Annotated in this window: 21 protein-coding genes; 2 read left to right on the top strand and 19 right to left on the bottom strand. The window is 64.5% G+C overall.

Annotation, left to right across the window (positions count from 1 at the left end):
• Positions 1–269: 269 nt before the first annotated feature.
• Positions 270–1,106, top strand: coding sequence for a trypsin-like serine peptidase (locus ASE11_RS22825; RefSeq protein ID WP_056277270.1), 837 nt, complete (start codon positions 270–272; stop codon positions 1,104–1,106).
• 15 nt (positions 1,107–1,121) lie between these two features.
• Here the strand turns inward: ASE11_RS22825 and ASE11_RS22820 are convergent, their stop codons facing one another.
• The 17 genes from ASE11_RS22820 to xrtB are packed head-to-tail and all read right to left on the bottom strand — an operon-like array spanning position 1,122 to position 17,852.
• Positions 1,122–1,574: a hypothetical protein gene (locus ASE11_RS22820; RefSeq protein ID WP_056277267.1), complete on the bottom strand. Its 453-nt coding sequence runs from the start codon at positions 1,572–1,574 to the stop codon at positions 1,122–1,124.
• A 27-nt stretch (positions 1,575–1,601) separates the two neighbouring features.
• Positions 1,602–2,810 (bottom strand): glycosyltransferase, encoded by a 1,209-nt coding sequence (locus tag ASE11_RS22815; protein WP_056277264.1) that lies wholly within the window; start codon positions 2,808–2,810, stop codon positions 1,602–1,604.
• Complete coding sequence (locus tag ASE11_RS22810) at positions 2,807–4,045, bottom strand: WcaI family glycosyltransferase (RefSeq protein WP_056277260.1); 1,239 nt, start codon at positions 4,043–4,045, stop codon at positions 2,807–2,809. Before ASE11_RS22810 ends, ASE11_RS22815 begins: the two co-directional genes overlap by 4 nt.
• Positions 4,042–4,902 (bottom strand): glycosyltransferase family 2 protein, encoded by an 861-nt coding sequence (locus tag ASE11_RS22805; protein ID WP_056277257.1) that lies wholly within the window; start codon positions 4,900–4,902, stop codon positions 4,042–4,044. The genes ASE11_RS22810 and ASE11_RS22805 overlap by 4 nt, the downstream gene beginning before the upstream one ends.
• Before the next feature lie 20 nt (positions 4,903–4,922).
• Positions 4,923–5,483 carry an acetyltransferase gene (locus ASE11_RS22800; RefSeq protein ID WP_056277253.1) on the bottom strand — a complete coding sequence of 187 codons (561 nt, stop codon included), beginning with the start codon at positions 5,481–5,483 and terminating at the stop codon, positions 4,923–4,925.
• Complete coding sequence (locus ASE11_RS22795) at positions 5,480–6,430, bottom strand: class I SAM-dependent methyltransferase (protein WP_056277252.1); 951 nt, start codon at positions 6,428–6,430, stop codon at positions 5,480–5,482. The genes ASE11_RS22800 and ASE11_RS22795 overlap by 4 nt, the downstream gene beginning before the upstream one ends.
• Complete coding sequence (locus ASE11_RS22790; RefSeq protein WP_056277249.1) at positions 6,427–7,593, bottom strand: glycosyltransferase; 1,167 nt, start codon at positions 7,591–7,593, stop codon at positions 6,427–6,429. The genes ASE11_RS22795 and ASE11_RS22790 overlap by 4 nt, the downstream gene beginning before the upstream one ends.
• The gene (locus tag ASE11_RS22785; RefSeq protein ID WP_056277246.1) at positions 7,590–8,792 is read right to left on the bottom strand and encodes a glycosyltransferase family 4 protein; all 1,203 of its coding nucleotides are present in this window, start codon (positions 8,790–8,792) and stop codon (positions 7,590–7,592) included. The genes ASE11_RS22790 and ASE11_RS22785 overlap by 4 nt, the downstream gene beginning before the upstream one ends.
• A gap of 3 nt (positions 8,793–8,795) precedes the next feature.
• Positions 8,796–10,436, bottom strand: a complete 1,641-nt coding sequence (locus ASE11_RS22780) for a hypothetical protein (RefSeq protein ID WP_056277243.1) — start codon at positions 10,434–10,436, stop codon at positions 8,796–8,798.
• The gene (locus tag ASE11_RS22775) at positions 10,433–11,593 is read right to left on the bottom strand and encodes a glycosyltransferase family 4 protein (protein WP_056277240.1); all 1,161 of its coding nucleotides are present in this window, start codon (positions 11,591–11,593) and stop codon (positions 10,433–10,435) included. The genes ASE11_RS22780 and ASE11_RS22775 overlap by 4 nt, the downstream gene beginning before the upstream one ends.
• A complete protein-coding gene (locus ASE11_RS22770) occupies positions 11,590–12,891 on the bottom strand; it encodes a lipopolysaccharide biosynthesis protein (protein WP_056277237.1) in 1,302 nt (433 codons plus the stop codon). Before ASE11_RS22770 ends, ASE11_RS22775 begins: the two co-directional genes overlap by 4 nt.
• Entirely contained in the window at positions 12,888–13,925 is a 1,038-nt protein-coding gene (locus ASE11_RS22765) for a glycosyltransferase family protein (protein WP_235501419.1), read from the bottom strand. Before ASE11_RS22765 ends, ASE11_RS22770 begins: the two co-directional genes overlap by 4 nt.
• Complete coding sequence (locus tag ASE11_RS22760) at positions 13,922–14,119, bottom strand: hypothetical protein (protein WP_056277235.1); 198 nt, start codon at positions 14,117–14,119, stop codon at positions 13,922–13,924. Before ASE11_RS22760 ends, ASE11_RS22765 begins: the two co-directional genes overlap by 4 nt.
• A complete protein-coding gene (locus tag ASE11_RS22755; protein WP_056277232.1) occupies positions 14,116–15,111 on the bottom strand; it encodes a GDP-L-fucose synthase family protein in 996 nt (331 codons plus the stop codon). The genes ASE11_RS22760 and ASE11_RS22755 overlap by 4 nt, the downstream gene beginning before the upstream one ends.
• Before the next feature lie 8 nt (positions 15,112–15,119).
• Positions 15,120–16,238, bottom strand: coding sequence for a GDP-mannose 4,6-dehydratase (gmd, locus tag ASE11_RS22750; protein WP_056277229.1), 1,119 nt, complete (start codon positions 16,236–16,238; stop codon positions 15,120–15,122).
• Complete coding sequence (epsI, locus tag ASE11_RS22745) at positions 16,235–16,945, bottom strand: exosortase-associated protein EpsI, B-type (RefSeq protein ID WP_056277226.1); 711 nt, start codon at positions 16,943–16,945, stop codon at positions 16,235–16,237. The genes gmd and epsI overlap by 4 nt, the downstream gene beginning before the upstream one ends.
• Before the next feature lie 4 nt (positions 16,946–16,949).
• A complete protein-coding gene (xrtB, locus tag ASE11_RS22740) occupies positions 16,950–17,852 on the bottom strand; it encodes an exosortase B (RefSeq protein WP_082585966.1) in 903 nt (300 codons plus the stop codon).
• Between xrtB and ASE11_RS22735 the strand changes: the two genes are divergently transcribed.
• Complete coding sequence (locus tag ASE11_RS22735; protein ID WP_056277224.1) at positions 17,851–18,261, top strand: VanZ family protein; 411 nt, start codon at positions 17,851–17,853, stop codon at positions 18,259–18,261. The genes xrtB and ASE11_RS22735 overlap by 2 nt on opposite strands.
• A 3-nt stretch (positions 18,262–18,264) precedes the next feature.
• On the opposite strand, the gene epsG is transcribed toward ASE11_RS22735, so the two are convergent.
• Together epsG and epsF are read right to left on the bottom strand one after the other, a co-directional pair.
• Entirely contained in the window at positions 18,265–19,122 is an 858-nt protein-coding gene (gene epsG / locus ASE11_RS22730) for a chain length determinant protein tyrosine kinase EpsG (RefSeq protein ID WP_056277221.1), read from the bottom strand.
• Positions 19,119–20,486 carry a chain length determinant protein EpsF gene (gene epsF, locus ASE11_RS22725; protein WP_056277216.1) on the bottom strand — a complete coding sequence of 456 codons (1,368 nt, stop codon included), beginning with the start codon at positions 20,484–20,486 and terminating at the stop codon, positions 19,119–19,121. Before epsF ends, epsG begins: the two co-directional genes overlap by 4 nt.
• Positions 20,487–20,497: the final 11 nt, after the last annotated feature.

Raw genomic sequence — 20,497 nt, 5'->3', positions numbered from 1 at the left:
GGATTGCAACGGGACGGTGCCAACAAATGAAAGACTGACACGCGATAGCAAAGTCACACCAGCCTGGGTATGGTCACCACGTGAGTCAGCCACGAGCTTCCGATTTTGCGGGGAGGCTGGCGTGGTTGTTTGTTCGTTTCGCGTTGGGTAGGGGTGCTGGCATGGTCCGATTGGATGGTGGTGCGCGCAGGTTGACTGCCGGTCGACGGGCGGAGCGTGCCCGTGCCTCCCTGGCATGGCTGCGGCGAAGCGTTTGCGCCGGTGTTGGCATGGCCATGGGCCTCGCCCATGCGCTCACCGGTGGCGCCGGCCCCAGCGAGGAGCCGGCGGACCCGGCCTGGGCCGCTGTCGGCAGCCTGGACGTGGGCGGACGGCTGTTCAGTGCCACCCTGATCGGCCGGCAGCATGTGATCACGGCGGCCCATGTGGTGGCCGGCGCCAATCCGGCGCACATCCGCTTTCGCAGCGCGGTCGCCGAGGGGTTTACAAGTGCGGGCACCTTGGTGCAGGTGCACCCGGGCTACACCGGCAGCAGTGCCAACAACAGCCCGGGCGATCCCTCCGTGCATGCCGATCTGGCCATCGTGCGGTTGGCCACACCGGCACCGTCGATGATGCCGGTCGCACGCGTGTTCACCGGGCCTGTGCTGGGGCGCGTCCTGACCCTCGTGAGCCACGGCGGCAGCACCACGCTGTTTACAACCGGGGAAAACCGCGCCGACCTGGTCTTTCCCGACTTCCTCGGGCGCCCCGCGACCTACCTGTTCGACTTCGATGGCCCCGACCTCGCCGCCAACCGCCTGGGACCCGCGGTGCCCGCCAACGGCACCCTGGGGCTTGATCGCGAGGCAACGCTGGCCAACGGCGACTCGGGCAGTGCGGCCTTTGTGCACGTGGATGGTCGGTGGTATCTCGCCGGCGTCAACACCTTCAACATCTCTTTCGGTGCCACTGCCGCAAGTCCACGGGCGTCGGGCACGGGTGGCGGAGGCGTGGTGCTGGGCGAACACGCCGTCTGGCTGCGAGAGGTGTTGAGCGAATCTGCACCGGCGACTGGAACCGCCGATGTGCCGGCGCGTTTGGTCGTCAAGCCCCAGAAGCCGTGACGCCGGTCATGCGACTCATGCTGCAATCCAGTGCTGGTTGATTTCATCGAAGCGCGGCAGCAAATGGCGTGGCAAGACCAGCACGATGTAGAAATCTCCGAAGGAGTCCAGGGCTCGAACTCCCCTCGGTGAACCCTTCAGGGATTCGTCAAATCCCTGAATTGCTTGTGGGGGCCTGGTTCGATCATTGAACGTCGGTGTCTGGATCAGAGAGACTTCGTCTGCGCTGAGAAATGCAGCGAGGGTCTCAGCAATGTCCTGTGGCTGCTCCCTCCAATCGACGGTACCCCCACAGGTCCGGGAGACATGTTCAACGAACGAGGCTTCACATTCGTCGTCTGTTGCTTCGCGCATGGCGTGAAGTGCGTCATCCGTGAAGTCGAGAAGCTCGGCAGAGCTCACCAGGTGTGCTTTGGTCCCCTCGCGGACTCGACCCAAGCTGCGCGCAAACCAGGATTGAATGCTCATGCCAACCTTTCTGTCATGCAGAGGGCCTTACCAGCCAAACAACGCGATGATTTTTTTGGCCCAGTCGCCTTCGGTGGGCAGCGATGGCAAGGGATGGGCAAAGAAGCGCGGATCGCAAACGCGCTTGAACATGTCGCGAACGCCCTGGGTGAAGCCGAGCGGCCCGGGCTCTGCCACCACCGCCCACTGTGAGTCGGCCAGCAGCTCAACCACGCCCGATTCGTGGTTGAGCACCACGCCTTGCCGGCGGTACAGCGCTTCAATGGCGGGCAGTCCGTAGCCCTGACATGCAGGCATCAGGAACACGTGGGATCGCTGGTACAGGTGGGTCAAAGCATCGTCCGAGACAAAGCCATGGAAGCGCACGCGCTCTCTAAGTTCGAGCTCCTGGCTCATCAACTTCAATGCAGCCTCTTCGGGTCCAGCGCCCACCACATGCAACACAAAATCGGGTTCACCCTCGGGTCGTCGAACGATCTCCGCCAGGCTCTGCAGGATCCAGTCCACGCGCTTGCTTTTCTGCAGCCGCGAAACGCTCAACAACTCGATGGGTTGGCTTGCGCGCGCCGGCAGTTGTGCCAGCGGCTGCTGGCCGAAGCCGCCGAGGTACACCACCTCGGCCCTTCGTCCATACAAGGCATGCATCTCGTTGGCCAGTGCAACGGTGTTGGTGGCAAAGCCTCGTGCCGAGCGGATGCCGTGGCGCGTGAGCCAGTGCCTTGCGGAGAGCCGTTCCGACCTTCCGAGCCCACCGGTGGCGGTGGCCTCGTAATTCAGCAGGCTGTAGGTGTCGGGAATGCGCAGGAAGTAGGGGAGTTGGCTGCGCAGGTTGGCCATGCCGGCGTGCAAGGCCGACTGGATGCTGAACAGCACGGGTGTGGGATCGCCCCGAGCATGCAGCCGCGCCAACGCGGCCCGCAGTGCCATGGCTTTGACCCATCCGCCGCCGGATGGTTTGAGTTCAAACACCGGCAGTGGAAGGTGCGCGTGCCGCGCCAGGCCAATGTGGTCGTGGTAACAAAGCACGCTGTGTGCCTTGCCTTGCGCATGCAGACCGGCAGACAGCGACAGGATCACGCGTTCTTCACCGCCGAACTCCTCGAACTCCGGCTGGAAGATGACGATGTCGCCCCGTGGCGGAAATGGCTGGGCGGCAGGTTCGGCGCTCACTGGGGTACCTTCGCCCTGCGGGCTGCGGTGCGAGCTGGCTTGGGAACGGCCCGGCGCGGCGCTCATGTGCTGGCCTGGGCTTGCGGCACGGCCGGTTGCATGCGGCGCACCAGCGCCTGCAGCACACCGTCGCGGGCCAGGTGCAGCAGGGCGTGTGTTCTCGCCCGCTCGCCCAGGACTTGTCGGTGTGCCGGGTCGGCCAACAGATCGGTGACGGCTTGTGCAAGCGCTCTGGCATCTCCCGGTGGCACCACGCGGCCAAACTGGCCCACCACCGCGGCCAGATCGGTGTCTGCCCGGCAGGTGGCCACCACCGGCCGGCCACTGGCCAGCATGCCGGAGAGCTTGCTGGGCAGCACAAGGTCTTCGGCCTCCTGGCTTTGGGGCAACATGTGCACGTCGGCCAGTCCGAGCAATTCACCCAGCCGCTCCAGCGGTTGCAGAGGCAGCAGCCGCAGGTTGGGCAGCGTGCGCGCGGCCTGCTCCAGCTCGGCTTGCATGGCGCCACCGCCGCACACCAAAAACAACACATCGTGCCGGTGCGCCAGCAGGCGCGCTGCTTCCGGGATCACCATCAGGCCTTGCTTTGCGCTCAGCGTGCCGGAGAACAGGGCAACGCGCGTGGTGGCGGCCAGGCCCAGCTCGGCGCGGTAGCTGCTGGGCTGGGTCAAAGGTTTTATGCGGTCCACGTCGGCCCAGTTCACAAAGAGGTGCGTGCGCTCAGGTGCCACCCCTTTGCGCAGCAGGTGCTGGCGCATGCGCTCTGAGATGGTGGAGACCACATCGAAGCGTTTGAACAACGCGGATTCCACAGCACGGATCGCGCGACCGAAGACAGCGCCCTTGAGAAGACCCATCTGCAGTGCCACGTCCACTTCGAAATCCTGCACGTGCAGCCAGGCCTGCGCACCGCTCAGACGCGCGGTGAGCCAGCCTGTGGGCGCGCACACCAGAGCGGGTGCCACGGTCAGCACCACGTTGGGCCGCCACAGTGTCTGGCGCAGCATCACGGGCAGGGACGACAGCGCAAAGGTGCACAGGTGCAGCACCCGCTTGAGGCCACCGGGCTTGCGCGGCACCCACAGCGGTGCGCGCCATACGTTCACACCCCGCCAGACCTCGTGACGCCAGGGCGGCCAGCGGTAGGTCTCGTCGAGTTTCCAGGCGGGGTAGTAGGGCGGGGCGGCCACCACACGCACCTCGTGCCCCTGCGCGGCCAGCCACTCGGCCATCTCGCCCGAGTACTTGCCGATGCCGGTGGGCTCGGGCGCGAAGTTGGCGCTGTGGATCAGGATCTTCATGGCTGCCTGAGCGCCGTGGACGTGGCTGCATGCGGCACCAGCTGTTCCTGCTCTTTGACCTTGAGGACGATCATGTATTCATAGATGGCTTGCAGCACGGCGTAGCGCAGGCCCGCGCGGCCATCGAGGAAACCGCGTTTCACAACGTAGAGCAAGACAAACTTCACCAGCGGGCGCAGCGGCAGCCGGTAGAACAGTTCCTTCTGGTAGAAGCGGCGCTCGTGGAAGTCTCTCTCTGTGAAAGCCTTGGTGATCGAAAACGGCGTCTGGTTGCCGCGGTTGAACATGATCTGCTCAGCCTCAAGACGGCTGTAGTTGTTGTGCCGTTCGAACCAGTGCCCCATGCCTTTGCTGAACGGAAAGTGGTCTAGGAAGCCCGTTACATCGCCTACCGGGCCGTCGGCCAGCGAGATCGGGTTCACCAGCCGTTCGTAGCGCATGTTTTCGGGTCGGAAAAGGCGCATGTAAAACGCCGAGGTCTGCACGTGCTTGAGCCAGGTATCTAGAAAGAAGTCACGCCTTTGGAGACGAAATGCCACCCTGTCCCCCGGTGCGACCACCGCCGCGCGGACTGATTCCACCAGTTCGGGTGTCATGCGTTCATCTGCGTCGATGTAGAACACCCATGGATGCTTGAACGGAAGGTTCGCCAAGCCCCAGTTCTGGTGGCTGGCCCAGTTGTCGAATGGGCGCTGCGTCACGGTGGCGCCAAAAGCCTTCGCAATCTCCACGGTGCGGTCTGTGCTCACCGAGTCGTAAACATGGATGTCGTCGCTCCATGCCACGCTTTGCAGACATCCTGGCAGATCTTGTTGCTCATTTTTGGTCAGGATCAGCACCGAAACCGGCGCGTGCATGGGTGCATGCGTGTGGGCTTTCATGTCGAGCTCCGTGGTCGCCGTGTCTTGAGTTGAACCGCCGGGTGTCCGCCCCAAACGGTCCAGGGTTGATTGATGTCTTTCATCACCACCGCACGTGCGCCCACCACGCAGCCGTTTGCGATGTAAACACCCGGGCCCACAAATGCCTCGGCGCAGACCCAGACGTGATCAGCCAGATTGATAGGGTGGGCCACGAGCTGGAAGTTGGCGGAATTGATGTCGTGCGAGCCGCCGCACAGGTAAGCGCCTTGCGACAGCGTGCAGTCGTTGCCGATGGTCATGGGCGCCATGTTGTAGAGCGTCACGCCATCAGCGATGCCCACCCGGTCGCCCAGCGTGAGCTGCCACGGTGCCCAGATGCGCACCCCGGCATACACATGCACATGCTCTCCCATACGGGTACCAAAAAGACGCAGCAACGCACGCCGCCAAGCGTGCAGAGGTCTTGGACTGGGTCTGAACAGCAGCAGCCAGCTCACGCCCCAGAGCGCGCGCGCCAGGCGGTTGCCTATCGTGAACGAGGGCTGTGTGGCGGGGTCGTTGCCTTCGAGGATCACGTCAGCTCCTCGGGCTTCTTGCGCAGCACGAAACGCCATTTGTCCCCCAGGAGCTCGTCCACGCCGTAGTCCGCGAGTTCTTCTCGCACATCCTCGGTCAGGAACGACCGCCCGTGCCCAGCCTGCAGGTTGTGCACCGCCACCACCGTGAAATGACGCTCGAACAGCCGCTGGTAATCGTGAAGCCGCATCTCGTTAAGGAAACAATCGGCCGTGAACCGGCGCTGCCGCAGGTGTTCCCAGGGGTCGGAGCGACGGTCCCTGTCGGCCTTCAGCGTGTGTGGGTACCACTCCACCAGATGCCCACCGCTGATCCCGGTGAACACGGCCGGAGAAATCACCGCCATACCCTGCGGTGTCAGTGCCTGCGCCAGGTTGGCACACACGCCGTCCAGCGCCTCGCGGGGAACGTGCTCGAAGACATCCTCTGAGTAGACGAAATCGATCGACGCTGACGGCAACGAAACATCGGCTACGTCACCCACCAGAAAGCGTGCGGCTTGCACGCGAAGTCGGGCACCCCGACGCACCAGCACGCGGTTCAGCGCCTGGCGTTCGTGTGAGTCGAAAATCAGCGCGCGCGCCGTGCTCTTGATGAAGCGCTGCCAGCCATTGGTCCTGAGGACGCGCAACAACGCGGACACGGAAACACGCAACATGGGTGCGTCCAGATCGATGCCCCGCGCATTCAGCCCCATCGAGATGAGTGCCAGTAGACGCAACGGGCGCGCACCGTAGCCCACCTCGAAGATGGACGCCTGGTGGAACGGAAGACCTGTGGTGGTCTCAAAGATCGACCGATAGTCGTCCAGCTCTGCGACCAGCCTGGCCACGTCCGCCTCCTTGCTTTGAAGCCCTTGCAGGCGCATCCGCAGGAACTGCAGATTCTCCCAACCCCAGTCGAATGCAGAGCCGATGTGCCCTACCGAATTGCTGGTCTTGTTCATGGGGCGGCCCTCTTCTGGTGCTGACCCACGATGTGCAGCAGGCTCTGCGCCATGGCACTGACGGTGAACCGCGCGTTGAACAACTCGCTGGCTGCCTTTGCCATGCTCGTGCGAGCCGCCGGCTCCAGTGCCAGCCATTGCATCAACAGTGCATGGGTGCCGTCTGCGGTGTTTTCTTCAACCAGACCCGCGCCGGCATTCTGGATCTCCCGCCAGATGTTGACCTTGTTGGAGATCAGCACGGGCAGGCCACAGCCGAGCGCTTCCGCCACCGCAATGCCGAAGTTTTCCTGGTGCGATGGCAGCACAAAAGCCTCGGCGGCATGGAACGCGCCCCACTTGATATCGCCCTGCAGCATGCCGGGCCAGTGGATGCGATCGGCCACGCCCAGTTGCCGAGCTTGCGCCTGCAAGGTTGCGACCCACCCGGTCTGGTCGGGTCCGGCCATCACCAGGTGCAGATCGGGTGAGTGGGCAGCTGCCTTGGCGAACGCGCTGATCAGCAGATCGCAGCCCTTTTTCTCCTGAATGCGACTGAGGAACAGCAGCAGGCGTTTGCCTTTGAGGTGCGGGTAGGCGTCCAGAAAGCACGCGGCGAGCGGTGCCTTGTCGGTGGGGGGAGGGCGCGTGCCATAGGCCACCACCTGCTCGCGCGCCCGGTACAGCCAGAACGATTCGCGGGCCAGCAGGCGCTCGTCTTCGCAAGTGAAGAGCACCGCCGCGGCATCCCGCAGCACCCGGTATTCGGCCCAGGGCCAGTAGAACCACTTCTTCAGGTGCTTGAGCGGGTAGGTGCGTTTGAACCAGGGGTCAAGCATGCCGTGCGTGAACACGGCATAGGGCAGCTTGAGCCGCGTGAGGGCGCGCCAGGTGGCGAAGCTGTGGTACTGCCAGATGCCGTTGACGATCACGAAGTCGTACCGGTGTGCGTGCGCCACGAGCCAGGGCACCAGACGATGGCTCATGCCGTAGTTGCCGCGCGCCGGGCCCAGGGCATGCACGGTGTGTGTCTGGTTTTGCAACCAGGTGTCTGTCGGGTTGTCCAGGGTGACCAGCTCGGTGTGGTGGCCGAGCTCCTTCATCCGTTGCCCGAGGTTGCGCACCCCTTCAATGGGCCCGCCACCCGTGGGATTGGCAGACGAAATCACATGCAGGATGTTCATGAAGGAGTTCGGGCCAGTGCATGGTCCGCGTTGGTTGGGTGGCGGGCCATCACGCCCTCATAGATCTGCAGGTAGGCCGCAATGGCCCGCGCTGACTCAAAGCGCCGAGACCAGGTCATGCATGCGTCGGTGCGTTCGCTCTGCGCCTGCGCTGGTTCGTTCAGCAGTTTTTCAAGCACCCGTGCTCCGCGGGCCGCCCAGAGGGCCATGTCGTCGGTGCTGCGAAGCAGGGGCAGGTAGTCGGTGTGGGGGCCACCGATCTCGTTCATGGGCGCGTCGTCGGTGGTGATGACAGGGCAGCCACAGGCCTGCGCCTCGACGATGGGCCAGCCAAATCCTTCGGCCAGGCTGGGGAACAGGAAGGCCCGCGCCAACGAATAGGCGGCTTGCAGCAGGGCGTGGTCGATGCCATGGAGAAAGTGCACCTGCCCCTGCGCGGGGACTTCATTCAGTGCTTCTCGCACCGCGTCAGTCTGGGGAACGCCCACCAGCCACAGCGGCAAGGGGTTCGCTTGCGCGGTGGCGTACCGGGCATAGATGCGGATCACACCGCCCACATTTTTGTACCACTGGTTGCCACTGACATGCAGCAACAAGCCGGCGTCGGGCACCGGCAGGCCTGCGCGGCGCAAGAGCGCGCGGGCTTCGAGTGCAGGTGTCCGTGCAAAGCGTTGATTCAGCCCGTTGTGCACCACCTTGCAAGTGACGGGCGCCACCCCGCCCAAGCGTCGCAGGTCGTCGAGCGTGCGTTGCGAGATGCAGATGAAGTGCTGCGCCTGCGCAAACCCCTGGCGGATATAGCGCTGGTACAGGCGTCCGGTGAAGCGAGTCGGGTTCTGCGGGACCTCTCCCAGCGCCGATCGCAGCGCCAGCAGGTCGTGCACATGCACCACCAGCGGGCGGTGTTTGACCAGCGGTACCCAGGGCCCCAGGGCTTGGTCGGCCATCACGAACAACGTGTCGGCCGGCTCTCGCGCAGCCGCGCGTCGCACCCACAAGGGAAACAGCAGGTATTGGTCGATGTACCCGGCCCACTTGGACAGGCGACCGGAAGGCACCCACGCATGCACCTTTGCCGTGGGCGACCAGACATCCACCTCATGCCCCAGCGCCTGGTAAGCCTGCTGCAGCATGCGCGCGAACCGCGGCATGCTTTGTGAAGCCATGAACGAGGGGTGGGTGAAGAGGACGATGCGCATGGATCAAACCGGCGTGCGCAGGCCATCGGGGCGGTCTGGCGGGTTGTTTGCAACATGGGACCGACCGCCCAACAACATGCCGAAGGCGCGAGCCGTCGTGGCTACGAGTAAGAACAACACGATGTTCTGTGGAATGGTGCGCAGCGTGCCCGTGATCCAGGCGTGCAAAGAATCGTTGGTGATGCCGTTCTGGAACAACTTCCACACCGCCAGCATGCCCACGGCTGAGAGCACCACCTGCCCTCCCCGATTGCGAAACGAGAGCAGGTCGATCATGGCGAAGGTGACCAGGCAGAAGGCGATGTAGACCACCGCAAAACCAGCACCCAGTAGCGCAACGCCTTGCGCCAGCATCGAACCTGTGCGACGACTGCCCAGCGGCCCGCCCTGGCTCAGGTGGCTGAGGTAGTCGCCGATGGAGAACTCGAACGCCTTCTTGTCAATGTCCACCCCCAGGCGCTTGATCAACGGTTCGGGCAGCGCGACCCAGAACATGTCTGTGGTGGTCTGGGCGAGCAGCTCGGTATCGCTCTGGGAGAAGGTCGAGACGAAGTAGAACGAGTTGTCGTGGAACTTGGTCTCCACCAGGCGGGCCAGCAAGGGGTTTTCGAAGTAGTGCTCGTCGTACTTTCCCCGCGTTGCGTTGCGTTGCTCCTCGTTCTGCTCGGCCAGTGCATCAGGCCGCTGGAAGTAGTAGAAGGTTTCCTTCACCATCTGAACCGCCGAGACATTGCCGCGCACCTTGCGCGCCACCACCATGGCGGTGGCCAGATCGCTCAGCGGGATGGCCAGAGCGGCAAGCACCAGACCCAGCACGCCAAGCTTCAACACGCGTTTGCCCGACACCGCCGTGGCGCTGCGCAGCGCACCCAGCAAGGCAAACAGCGCGATGGTGACAAAGCCGGAGAGCATCACCTGCCTTGCATTGGCCGCCAGACCCAACAGCACCACCAGCCCCGCAAAGAAGAGCAGATAGGGCCATTGCTTGCGCAGGCTGCTGTAAGAATCGCCCAGCTGGATCAGATACATGGGAATGAGGAAAGGCGCCCAGGTGAGAAAGATCAGGCCTTGCATCACCTTGCCAAAGGTGCCTTCGCGCCCGGCGCCGAGCAAGAACGCGATCAGCCCCACATAACCCATGAACCACAGCACGCCGGTGGTGGGCGTGTCGTAAAGGCCCAACTTCTGCAATATCCGGCGGGGCAGCGACCCTTGGTCTGCAGCGGGCGGAGGCATGAGCCAGCGGTAGCCGGTGTGCGCGATCAACGCCAGCAACTGAAAGCCGGCCAGCAGCGCGAAGGTGGCCATGGGTACGCGCAGGTTGTCGGCCAGCGATGTCCAGTACGCGGTCTGTCCGAGCAGCGCACCCAGTTGAGTGGTGACGCCAAAGCCGAACACCGCGAATGTCGACAGCGGGTGGGTCTGCAGCGCAGGTGTCCACTGCAGGTACAGCAGCACCAACATGGAAGATGTAAACACGATGCTTGCCGAGGCAAGGTTCTCGGCCGAAAAGTCGATGGCGATTTGCGCCAGCAACGCCAGCAGATTCAGTGCCATCAGGCCCAGCAAGATAAAACGACCGTTGCTCAGGTGCTGCGCCTCGGGCCTCGGGCGCGGATCGCGGTGGGATGCGGGGGAGCTCATGCTTGCACCAACGCCTGGTAGGTGTTCAAGGCCTTTTGACCGTAGTCTCGCCATCCGCCCATGTGCTTCACCCGCTCCAGCGACCGGACGCTCATGCGCGCGCGCAGGTCCGGCTCCTCGGCCAGTCTCTGCAGTCGGTCGGTGAGCGTCCGTGGGTCCCGGATGGGGACGATGAAGCCCTCCTGCCCATCGTCAAACAGATCGCGCGCGCCGGTGTTCTCGCTGGCGATCACGGGGCAACCACAGGCCATGGCCTGGGTCATGACCATTCCAAAGCCTTCCTGAACGCTGGGCAGCGCCAGTGCGTGGCTCTTGCTCATCCAGTGCTTGAGTTCGGCTTGCGGCACATGTCCCAGAACCTGGATCGCATCGGACCACAGACCTTGCGCCTTCATGCGTTCAATGACCTGTGGAGAGACGGCCCCTGCGAACGTGAGGGACTTGCCGGGGTGGCGAACGGCGTTGAAGGCCTGCAACAAGTACGGCACCCCCTTCTGGAGGGTCATCGCTCCCACGAACAACACATCAAAGCGCGCGGGATCGGGTGCATCGCATGGAGCGAAGCGGGAGAGGTTGACGCCGTAGGGGAGCAAGCGCATCTTGTCCGGAGCAACGCCCTGATCAACAAACGATCGCCATGCGAAGGTGGACGGCACCGTGATGCAGTCGGCAAGCGCGTACTCGGCCTCCTCACGTTCGATGGATCGCGGGTCGATGCCGTCAAACGGCAATCCCCAGGTCTGGTGTTCCTCGCGCAGCAACGCGTCCTGTACGCGGATGTGCGAAGACCCCCGGTCGCAGACGTAGTGCCCACCCCGGGCCTGCTGCACCTTGCCAGCTTTGAGAGCGCTGCCCGACAGCCCCACAAACACGTCGCATTCGGGCAGCGCGTGTGCCGTCCATTGCTCGAACGAGGTGGCGGCCAGGTTCTCCCACTCCCGGATCCAGCTGTGCGGCATTCTGGATTTGATCGGGTTGGCCATGTACGGCCCCATCACCCAGGGAAAGGTATGAATCGAAGCATCGGGCAAACGCTCGGCGCGCAGCTTGAAGCGTGGATACCCCGTGAGCACGCCCGCCAGCACCCCGTGGGCATGCAGTTCGCGCGCCAGATCGAATGTGTGGAACTTGCCCAGCACCGACAGTGCAACCTTCATGGCATCACCGCCCGTGTTGGCCCGCCATGCCCCAACGCGCGCAGCGCCAACGTGGCACACGCAATGACCACCAACAGTTCGCTCGACAGCATGGCGAGTCCCACACCGTTCAGTCCGGCCCGGGGCGCCCACCAGGCGGTGAGCATCACGCACACAGCTCCACCCAGCATGGTCCACACGGCCAGAGTGCCGTGCTGGTTGGTCGACATCAGCAGCACACGCGGCACATGCGAGAGGCCGCTGGCGGCGGCATACGCGATCAGCAGGCCCACCACCGCGGGGTCAAAGGCGATCTTGCCGTGTGTCCAGGCGCTGAGCAGCCAGGGAGCGATGGCGTACAGCGCAGCACACAGCAGCAGCACCTGCACCGCGCTGAGCGCGGCACTGCGCCTGGCGAGTTGCCGAAGTTCAGCCAGCGATCCCTGCCCGAACTGGCGGGAAAACTCGGGCCAAAGCGAGTGGCTGAACATGGCGGTGACCTGCACCGCGGTGCGTGCGAGGGTCCGGTAGGTGCTGAAAACGGCCACTGCCACCGGGCCGAGCAACACGCCCACCAGCAGCGTGACACCTTGAAAGCTCAGCGCATTGGCCAACGGAAAAGCCATGAAGGCCGCTGCCGGGCGCACCATGTCCCGGACCGTGGCCGCGGTGGCGTGGCGCAAGCCCCATTGCAGCCCGGGTTCGCCCGCGCGTGCGACCACCATGGTCAGCAGGGTGCCGACCGCGCGAAACGCCAAGCCCGTCAATGCCACCGCGCTGAAGGTGCCCACCAACAACAAGCCCAGCATCCATCCAGCCCATTCGGCCAGGCGCGTGAAGTTGCCCAGCAGGGTGCCCAGCGCGTACCGGTGCGTGGCCTTGAAGAGCTGTTCGGAAAGCCCGCCGGCAAACGCTATCAGCACACTGACCGTCAGGGCCATCAGGGCCATGCGCTGGTCCAGGGTCGCATTGGCTGGCCAAGGCGACCACCAGATGGCTGGCAAGGCCAGCGCGGCCAGTACCGCGCAGACGAACAGCATGAACATCTGTGCGCTCTGGAACACCCGGCTGGCCATCGCTGTGTCGCCAGCGCCCAGGGCCATCGTCATACGGTTGCCGGCGGCTGTGACCATGCCCACATCGGCCATGGCGAGGTAGGCGGGCAGGGCCGACAGGAGCAACCACATGCCGTAGGCGGCGGCGTCCCAGGTCGCCAGAAACAGAGGCAATGACGCGAGCTGGATTCCCACCGAAATTGCCATGCCCATCGAGTGGGCGCCCATGGCGGCCATCACGCGCTGGCGCATGGCCCGGTTCATTCGACCAGCTCCTCCACCGCTTCCAGCAAGGACCGCATCACCGCTTCGTTGCGGTGGTCATCGCGCTTGAAGCGATCGTGGCCTGCCTGCGCAATGCGGGCGCGGCGTGGTTCGTCTGCCAGGGCTTGAAGGCACGTGGCGGCGCACTCTTCAGCGCCGCTCCAGAACAACGCCTCGACACCTTCTTCGTACATGGCCAGGTGTTCGTGTGTGCGTTCTGCGCACAGCAGGCCGCCGAGTGAGGGAATCTCGAGCGAGCGCGTGGTGTGCAGGTCGCGGTTTTCGTGCGAGATCAGGCCGAGGTTCACCCTTGCGCACTGGATGGCCAGGGCGTACTCACTGCCGCCAATGGCGCCACCGGCCCAGTGCGACTTGAGTTCAGGCCACTCGGGCGCCTTGTGCCAGTTCGGGCCGCGAATGGTCAGCGGTACGCCGAGGCGAATCAGGTCGCGCAGGAAAGGGCCGCGTTCGGGAAACCAACTGCCAAGGAACAACACCTCCGACATCCATGCCAGCTGCAGGCTCGTTGTGAGCGGGCGCGGCGCGTGGGTCACTTCGTCGGCGCTGCGGTATACGCGCACGATGTTGTTCGCGCCCAGGGCGTTCAGCTCGGCCACGTTGTCTTCGCGCACCACGGCCAGCAGGTCGTACAGCGCAGCCGACTGCCGGTACGCGGTGAAACGCGCGCCGTCTCGGGGCCCAGTGGGGTCGTCGATGTTGTAGTTCACCACCAGTTCGGTGTGCCCGCGCAGCACCCTCAGCACCGCGGGCGTCACCCATTCGCCGCCGTCCACATGGCAGAGGTGAAAGCGCTTGTGGCCAAGCCAGCGTGCCAGGCCCTTGACGATGAGGGGGGAAAACCAGTGGCCTCCCACGTGCCACGCCCAGCGGTCGACCCAGCGTTGCCGGGGCAGCAGGCTGCGCAGGTCCAGGTGTTCGACGTTGCACCCGATGCGGCGCAAGGCGTTGGCCCGGTCAAGGCAGGTGCCGCTCATGGGACCCAGGTACAACACGGTGAAGCCCGCCATGTTCATGAACGCGCACCTGCGGCGACAGTCGTCGGTTCAGGGTTGGGCGTGTATTCGAAGCCGGCATCGGCTTCGTACAGAGGGGGCGTACCCAGGCCCAGCAACGTGCGGCCCACCAGCTCGGCCACCAGGAACAAGGCCAGGGCCCCTGCGCAGAGCCAGCGCGCACCACGTGCGAGGCGTGATCGCCTGTCGTTCATGCCAGGCTCACCTGGGCCTGCGCGTAGGGCACATCCGCCAGCGCACGGCGCAGTCCTTCGCGCAGCGACACCGTCGGCTGAAAGCCCAGTGCATTCAGGCACGACACATCCATCAGCTTGCGCGGCGTGCCGTCGGGCTTGCTGCGATCAAAGACGATGTCGCCCTGGTAGCCGGTGACCTGGCGGATGGTCTCGGCCAGCTCGCGGATACTGAGGTCTTCGCCCACGCCGATGTTGATGAGGGGTGGCTCGAAGCGGCCGGTCAGGGCTTCGTCGCTGCCAAGCAATGAATCGAAGCTGCGTTCGGGCAGGTTCATGAGGAAGACGCAGGCCGCGGCCATGTCGTCGCTGTACATGAATTCGCGCCGCGGTTCGCCGCTGCCCCACACGGTGACGCTGGGCTTGCCCTGCACCCGCGCTTCGTGAAACTTGCGCAGCAACGCCGGGATGACGTGACTGGTGTCCAGGTCGTGGTTGTCGCCCGGGCCGTACAGGTTGGTCGGCATGGCCGCCAGAAAACGGGTGCCGTGTTGCCGGTTGTAGCTCCAGCACATTTCAATGCCTGCGATCTTGGCCAGCGCGTAGGGCCGGTTGGTGGGCTCCAGCGGGCCGGTGAGGAGGTCGCTTTCCCGCATGGGCTGGGGCGCCAGGCGGGGGTAGATGCAGCTGGAGCCCAGGAACAGCAGCCGCTGCACGCCGGTGCGCCAGGCTTCGTGGATGACGTTGGTCTGGATCAGCAGGTTGTCGCGCACAAAGTCTGCCGGGAACTGCTGGTTGGCCTGGATGCCGCCCACACGCGCTGCCGCGAGAAACACATGTTCGGGTTTCTCAAGCGCAAAGAACTCGCGGGTGGCTGCGGCGTCGGTCAGGTCCAGCTCCGCGTGGGTGCGCAGCAGCAGGTTGTGTTGGCCGGCGGCGCGCAGCTGGCGCACGATGGCCGAGCCCACCAGGCCGCGGTGGCCCGCCACGTAAATCCGGGCATCGGTGTGCATGGCGAGGCTCACTCGTGAAACTCGAAAGCCGGAAAGCCGGCCAGCTTGACCATGGCGTCGCGCCGGGCCATGCGGTAGTCGGATTGCACCATCTCCTGCACCAGCTGGGGGAGGGTGATTTTGGGCGTCCAGCCGAGCTGGGTGCGTGCCTTGCTCGCATCGCCCAGCAGGGTTTCCACTTCGGTGGGGCGGTAGTAGCGTGGGTCCACCCGCACCACCACGTCGCCCACCTGCACGCGCAAATCTTTGCGGTGCACGGCCGCCACCACACCGGCTTCGTCGCTGCCTTCGCCCAGCCAGTCCAGTGTGAAGCCGAGCTCCAGCGCTGCCAGCTCCACAAACTGGCGCACGCTGTACTGCACGCCGGTGGCGATCACATAGTCTTCCGGCTTGTCCTGTTGCAGCATGAGCCACTGCATTTCCACGTAGTCCTTGGCGTGGCCCCAGTCGCGCAACGCGCTCATGTTGCCCAGGTACAGGCACTTCTGCAGGCCCAGCGCAATGCGCGAGATGGCGCGAGTGATCTTGCGGGTGACGAAGGTTTCGCCGCGCTGCGGGCTTTCGTGGTTGAACAGAATGCCGTTGCAGGCGTACATGCCGTAGGCCTCACGGTAGTTCACCGTGATCCAGTAGGCGTAGAGCTTGGCCACTGCGTAAGGGCTGCGCGGGTAGAAGGGTGTGGTTTCCTTCTGCGGAATTTCCTGCACCAGGCCATACAGCTCGCTGGTGGAGGCCTGGTAGAAGCGGCAGGTCTTCTGCATGCCGAGCAGCCGGATGGCCTCCAGCAGGCGCAGCGTGCCGGTGGCGTCCACGTCGGCGGTGTACTCGGGGCTCTCGAAGCTCACCGCCACATGGCTCATGGCCCCCAGGTTGTAGAGCTCGTCCGGCTTCACCTGGCCAATGATGCGGATCAGATTGCTGCTGTCGGTGAGGTCACCGTAGTGCAGCACCAGGCGGCGGTCGCTCTCGTGCGGGTCCTGATAGAGATGGTCGATACGGTCGGTGTTGAACGACGAGGAGCGGCGCTTGATGCCGTGCACCTCGTAGCCCTTGTCGAGCAGCAGCTCGGCCAGGTACGAACCGTCCTGACCGGTGATGCCGGTGATGAGTGCGACTTTCTTTTTCATGGTGCGGTGGTGGCGCGAACGCCACTGGTGGGGCTGACGCCGGCAAAACGGGCGCGGTTTTCAGGGGCAATGGCGGCCACCATGGCGGCGGCGAATTCGGCTTGTATGCGGTGGGCGCGCGGGCTGTCGCGGTCGATCGAGGACACACGAACCAGCATGCCGTCGGGCACCCGTCCGCTCAATCCGTAGCGCATCTCGACAAGCTTCTTGTTGATGCCGGTTGTGGTGATGTGATCCCCCACCACCGTCCAGTAGGTCACGGGCTCGAAGCGTTGCCCCAGGTGGGTTTCCAGGCGGGTGGTGGAGATGGACTGATCGAGCAGGTTGAGCGGCACGCGTTCGACTTTCTCCAGCTTGAAGCCCTGCGCCGGGTAGCAGACCTCGGGCTTGTGCAGCTGCAGGTTGTCGCTCTGGTTCTTGCCATAGGCAATGGACAGCATCACGCGGTAGCCGTCGGCGTGCACGTAGTTGCGCGTGAGGGTCTGCGTGTAGATCTCTTCGATGGTTGCTTGCTGCTCCGGGTCCACGATCTGAACCGCCACATTGAACTGTTCCTTCCAGTCGCCAAACTCGCTGGGCACCATGGCGGCCAGGTCGATGGTGGGCCGCTCATCGGCCAGACTGGCGGAGGGGCGCATGGCAGCGGCCAGCGCGGCAGAAGCCACCATCAGGGACAACAGCAGCAGGTTCTTGAGCGGGAAGACCATGGCGTCAGGCCTTTGGGGTTTGGGTGCGCGCCCGCATGCGCAGGCCGTCGAAGAACTGGAGCGCGGTGTCGGTGCTGATGATCAACAGCAAGGCGCTGAGGAACAGCACCATGCCGGCAAAGCCGTGCAGGAAACCCTGACCAGCTTCGTTGCCGAAGTGGTAGGTGATCAGGCTGAGTGCCATCACCCGGATCACGTTGGCGGTGAAGGAGATCGGCACGATCAGCACGGCCAGCGTGATGTTGCGAAACAGCGAGTCGCGCCGCACGAGGTTGAGGTAGAGCAGGCCCAGGGCTTCGAGTGTCAGCAGGGTATGGAGACCCGCGCACGCGTCGGCCACCAGCAGCATGTATTGGCCGATCTGCAGCACCACCCCGTTGCGGCCAATGGGGTAGCCCGCGTGGTACAGCACGTTTTCGGCCACATACGACACCGCCATCTTCATGGGCATGGTCACCAGATCGACCACCTGCGCCGGCAGGGGCACCATGAAGAGCATGAAGAACAGCGCGAACCATTGCGCCTTGAGCGCTCTGCCGCCGCGCAGCAGCAGCAGACCGGCGAGCAGCCAGATCACCGATCCAACTTCGAATATGCCGATGCCTTGTGAACGGCCCAGCGCGTAGAGGAACAGCGCGATCGCCACCAGCGGCCAGCCCCAGGCGCTGGGTTGTTCACCCTGGGAAGCCTGTTCCATCCGGGCCCAGTTGCGCTGCAGCAGCCACAGCGAGATGGCCAGCACGATGGGGCCGTGGAACTGTTCGTCCTCGGCCCAGATCCCGGTGAACAAGTCATGGAGACTGGGTAGATAGAGCAGGGCGAGGCCCACCATAATCGGCACATACGGCACCAGACGCGTCACCATCGATGCGCTGGTCGCTTCAGAAACAGGGGTGGTGGCGGTCATGGTTTTTTCACTTGTGCGGCTTCAGCGTGCAGCGCGCTGGATGGCCTATTTGCTGGCGACGGCCATTCCGCTGGCACTGCTCGTGGGCGGCGCACAACCGTTTGCCGTGGGCCTGGTGCCCGCACCCTGGGACAAGCTGGCCCACATGTCGGTGTATGCCGTGCTGGCCTGCGCCATCGGGTTTGCGAGCCGGCGCCAGGGAGCATCGGCCATGCTGATTGGCTTCGTCGGCGCCCTGCTGGTGGGCGGGCTGGATGAGTTCAGTCAGATGCACCTGCCCGGACGCACCGCCGAGTTCGACGACCTGGTGGCCGATGCGGTGGGCGCTGGCCTGGGCACGGTCGTGCTCGCGGTTCGCATTCAGGTGAGGGCGTGGGTGGCTGCGCATGAAGAGGTCGAGCGGTCTTGACGCTCAGTGCTGGTTGAGGATGGAGCCCACCACCGCAACACCGGTGTCCTGCAGCCGCCTGGCGAGGTCGTTCACGCGGCGCATCGGTGTGCGGTTCTTGCGTGCCACCACCAGCGCCGCGCCGGTGCGCGCTGCGATGATTTCCGCATCGGCAAAGCGATCACATGCTGGCGTGTCGATCAGCACCACGTCGAAGTTCTGACTCACCTGCTGCAACAGTTCACCGAAGCTGGCCATGCCCACCAGCTCCTGCGGGTTGGGTGGGGATGATCCAGCAGGCAGCACACGCAGACCAGGCAAGCCGGGCACGGCCTCGATCACCTCCAGGCGCGCGCGCCCAGCCAGGATGCCGGCCAGCCCGGCGCTGTGCCCGGTGTGGAACAACTGGGACTGGCGGGGCTGGCGCAGGTTGGCGTCGATCAGCAGCGTGCGCTGGCCCTGCTGTGAAAACACCACCGCCAGATTGGCCGCGATGAAGCTGCGGCCGTCCTGCGCCTGCGGGCTCACCACGCTGAGCATGCGACGGCGGCGATCGTCGTTGAGCCAGCGCAACATGATCTGCCCGCGCAGCGCGCGCATTTCTTCAGACACGCTGGAGAAGGGCTTGAAGGCCGTGACCAGTTCGCGGCTCAGGTGGGTGTCGTTGTCGTGCAGGTAGCCGTAGTTGAACTGGGTGGAGAGCGCGGCATCCAGATCGCTGCGCTGCAGGAGCTTGAGGGCGATGGCGGCTTCGCCGAAGGGCTCATCGTGGCTGTGCTGGCGTTCGATGATGGTGTTGATGTGCTCGGGTTGCAGCACGCCGCGCGCCACCAACAGATCGCCAATCGTTCCGTGCGGCTTCAGGCGTTCGGGTGCGTTCATGCCGCCGCTCCAGCGGCGGGCTTCATCATGCCGCGCGCGGGCCCGATGCTGCCGAGCAGGATCACGTCCCGAAGCTCGTGCAGGTCGTCGGCCGAGCGCACACGGCGGTTGGCAAACTCCAGCGAGAGGGCCAGCATCACGCCCAGCAGCCCGCCAAGGAACATGGCGATCGCGATGTTGAGCTTCACCCGGGGACCGGACGGAAAGGCCGGTGCGATCGCGGGGTTGAGCACCGCGATGTTGGTCTGACTGGTCTGGCTCTCCAGGCTGCTCTGCGAGGCGCGCAGGCTGACCGAGTCGAACACCCGCTGGGCCGACTCGATGTCGCCGCGCAGCACACGGATCTCGTCTCGTTGCTGATTGAGCAGCAACACGCGTGACTTCTGTGCGGACAGCGCGGCCTGCAACTGCGACTCTCGTTGGCGGTTCACTTCGTAGGTGGTGTTGATCGAGTTGGTGATCTGCTGCGTTTCCGATGCCAGCTGTGCTTTCAGCTCGGCCAGTTCGGACTCCGCACGCATGGTTTGCGGATGGTTCTTGCCCAGGTTCACACTGCCTTCGATCAGTTTGGCCTCGAGCCTTGCAATGTCGGACTTCAGGCCGTTGATGAGCGGGCTCTGCATGACCTCGGCAACGGTGTCGCCGTCGGTGCGCGAGCGCTTGCTGCGGCTGTCGGTGGTGGCGGCCTGGATGGCCGTGAGCTGACTGCTGGTCTCGTTGAGCTTGGCGGTTTCGTAGTCCACCCGCTCGTCGGTCGAGGTGATGCCGTTGGCCTGCTGGAAGTCGGACAGCGCCTTCTGTGCCGATTCCAGGCGCGCGCGCGCCGCCTTGGTCTGCTCGTCGAAAAAGCCTGTGTACTGGCGCGCCGGGTCCACGCGCAGTTCGAGGTTCACGTCGATGTAGGCCTGCGCGAACGCATTGGCCACGGCGGCAGCGAAATCGGGGTCGGCGCCCACGTACTCGATGTTGATGACGTTGCTCTCGCGCGAGGGCTTCACATCGAGGTTGCCCTTGAGCAGGGCAGCGAGCCAGTCGACCAGCTGTCCGCGGCCGTTGGTGGCTTCGCGCCATTGCGACTGCACGGAGAGGTTCGTGTCCATGCGCAGGTTGCTCACCACGCGCTTGGCCACACGGTCGCTCTTGATGATGTCGACCTGGGTGGCCATGTAGCCGGTGGCGGCCATGCCGGCCATGGTGCCCGTGACGGGGTCGGGCTTGATGTCGAGCACCACCGAAGCTGTTGCGGTGTATTGCTTGCCGGACATCAGCGTGACGGTGGCCGTGGTGACCACCACGAGCATGAAGGCGATGAACACCACGAGCCAGCGGGCGCGCAGGATGATGAAAAGTTGTTGAGGTGTCATGGGATGTGTCT

The organism is Hydrogenophaga sp. Root209 (assembly GCF_001428625.1).
Classification (GTDB): Bacteria; Pseudomonadota; Gammaproteobacteria; order Burkholderiales; family Burkholderiaceae_C; genus Hydrogenophaga.
This window is presented reverse-complemented; position numbering and strand designations above follow the sequence as displayed.

What these genes read in the sequence shown, in the direction of transcription:
- ASE11_RS22825 (WP_056277270.1), top strand. Translation starts at nt 270, where the DNA reads ATGGCCATGGGCCTCGCCCATGCGCTCACCGGTGGCGCCGGCCCCAGC.
- ASE11_RS22820 (WP_056277267.1), bottom strand. Translation starts at nt 1,574, where the DNA reads ATGAGCATTCAATCCTGGTTTGCGCGCAGCTTGGGTCGAGTCCGCGAG.
- ASE11_RS22815 (WP_056277264.1), bottom strand. Translation starts at nt 2,810, where the DNA reads ATGAGCGCCGCGCCGGGCCGTTCCCAAGCCAGCTCGCACCGCAGCCCG.
- ASE11_RS22810 (WP_056277260.1), bottom strand. Translation starts at nt 4,045, where the DNA reads ATGAAGATCCTGATCCACAGCGCCAACTTCGCGCCCGAGCCCACCGGC.
- ASE11_RS22805 (WP_056277257.1), bottom strand. Translation starts at nt 4,902, where the DNA reads ATGCACGCGCCGGTTTCGGTGCTGATCCTGACCAAAAATGAGCAACAA.
- ASE11_RS22795 (WP_056277252.1), bottom strand. Translation starts at nt 6,430, where the DNA reads ATGAACAAGACCAGCAATTCGGTAGGGCACATCGGCTCTGCATTCGAC.
- ASE11_RS22790 (WP_056277249.1), bottom strand. Translation starts at nt 7,593, where the DNA reads ATGAACATCCTGCATGTGATTTCGTCTGCCAATCCCACGGGTGGCGGG.
- ASE11_RS22785 (WP_056277246.1), bottom strand. Translation starts at nt 8,792, where the DNA reads ATGCGCATCGTCCTCTTCACCCACCCCTCGTTCATGGCTTCACAAAGC.
- ASE11_RS22780 (WP_056277243.1), bottom strand. Translation starts at nt 10,436, where the DNA reads ATGAGCTCCCCCGCATCCCACCGCGATCCGCGCCCGAGGCCCGAGGCG.
- ASE11_RS22775 (WP_056277240.1), bottom strand. Translation starts at nt 11,593, where the DNA reads ATGAAGGTTGCACTGTCGGTGCTGGGCAAGTTCCACACATTCGATCTG.
- ASE11_RS22770 (WP_056277237.1), bottom strand. Translation starts at nt 12,891, where the DNA reads ATGAACCGGGCCATGCGCCAGCGCGTGATGGCCGCCATGGGCGCCCAC.
- ASE11_RS22765 (WP_235501419.1), bottom strand. Translation starts at nt 13,925, where the DNA reads ATGAACATGGCGGGCTTCACCGTGTTGTACCTGGGTCCCATGAGCGGC.
- ASE11_RS22760 (WP_056277235.1), bottom strand. Translation starts at nt 14,119, where the DNA reads ATGAACGACAGGCGATCACGCCTCGCACGTGGTGCGCGCTGGCTCTGC.
- ASE11_RS22755 (WP_056277232.1), bottom strand. Translation starts at nt 15,111, where the DNA reads ATGCACACCGATGCCCGGATTTACGTGGCGGGCCACCGCGGCCTGGTG.
- gmd (WP_056277229.1), bottom strand. Translation starts at nt 16,238, where the DNA reads ATGAAAAAGAAAGTCGCACTCATCACCGGCATCACCGGTCAGGACGGT.
- epsI (WP_056277226.1), bottom strand. Translation starts at nt 16,945, where the DNA reads ATGGTCTTCCCGCTCAAGAACCTGCTGCTGTTGTCCCTGATGGTGGCT.
- ASE11_RS22735 (WP_056277224.1), top strand. Translation starts at nt 17,851, where the DNA reads ATGGTTTTTTCACTTGTGCGGCTTCAGCGTGCAGCGCGCTGGATGGCC.
- xrtB (WP_082585966.1), bottom strand. Translation starts at nt 17,852, where the DNA reads ATGACCGCCACCACCCCTGTTTCTGAAGCGACCAGCGCATCGATGGTG.
- epsG (WP_056277221.1), bottom strand. Translation starts at nt 19,122, where the DNA reads ATGAACGCACCCGAACGCCTGAAGCCGCACGGAACGATTGGCGATCTG.
- epsF (WP_056277216.1), bottom strand. Translation starts at nt 20,486, where the DNA reads ATGACACCTCAACAACTTTTCATCATCCTGCGCGCCCGCTGGCTCGTG.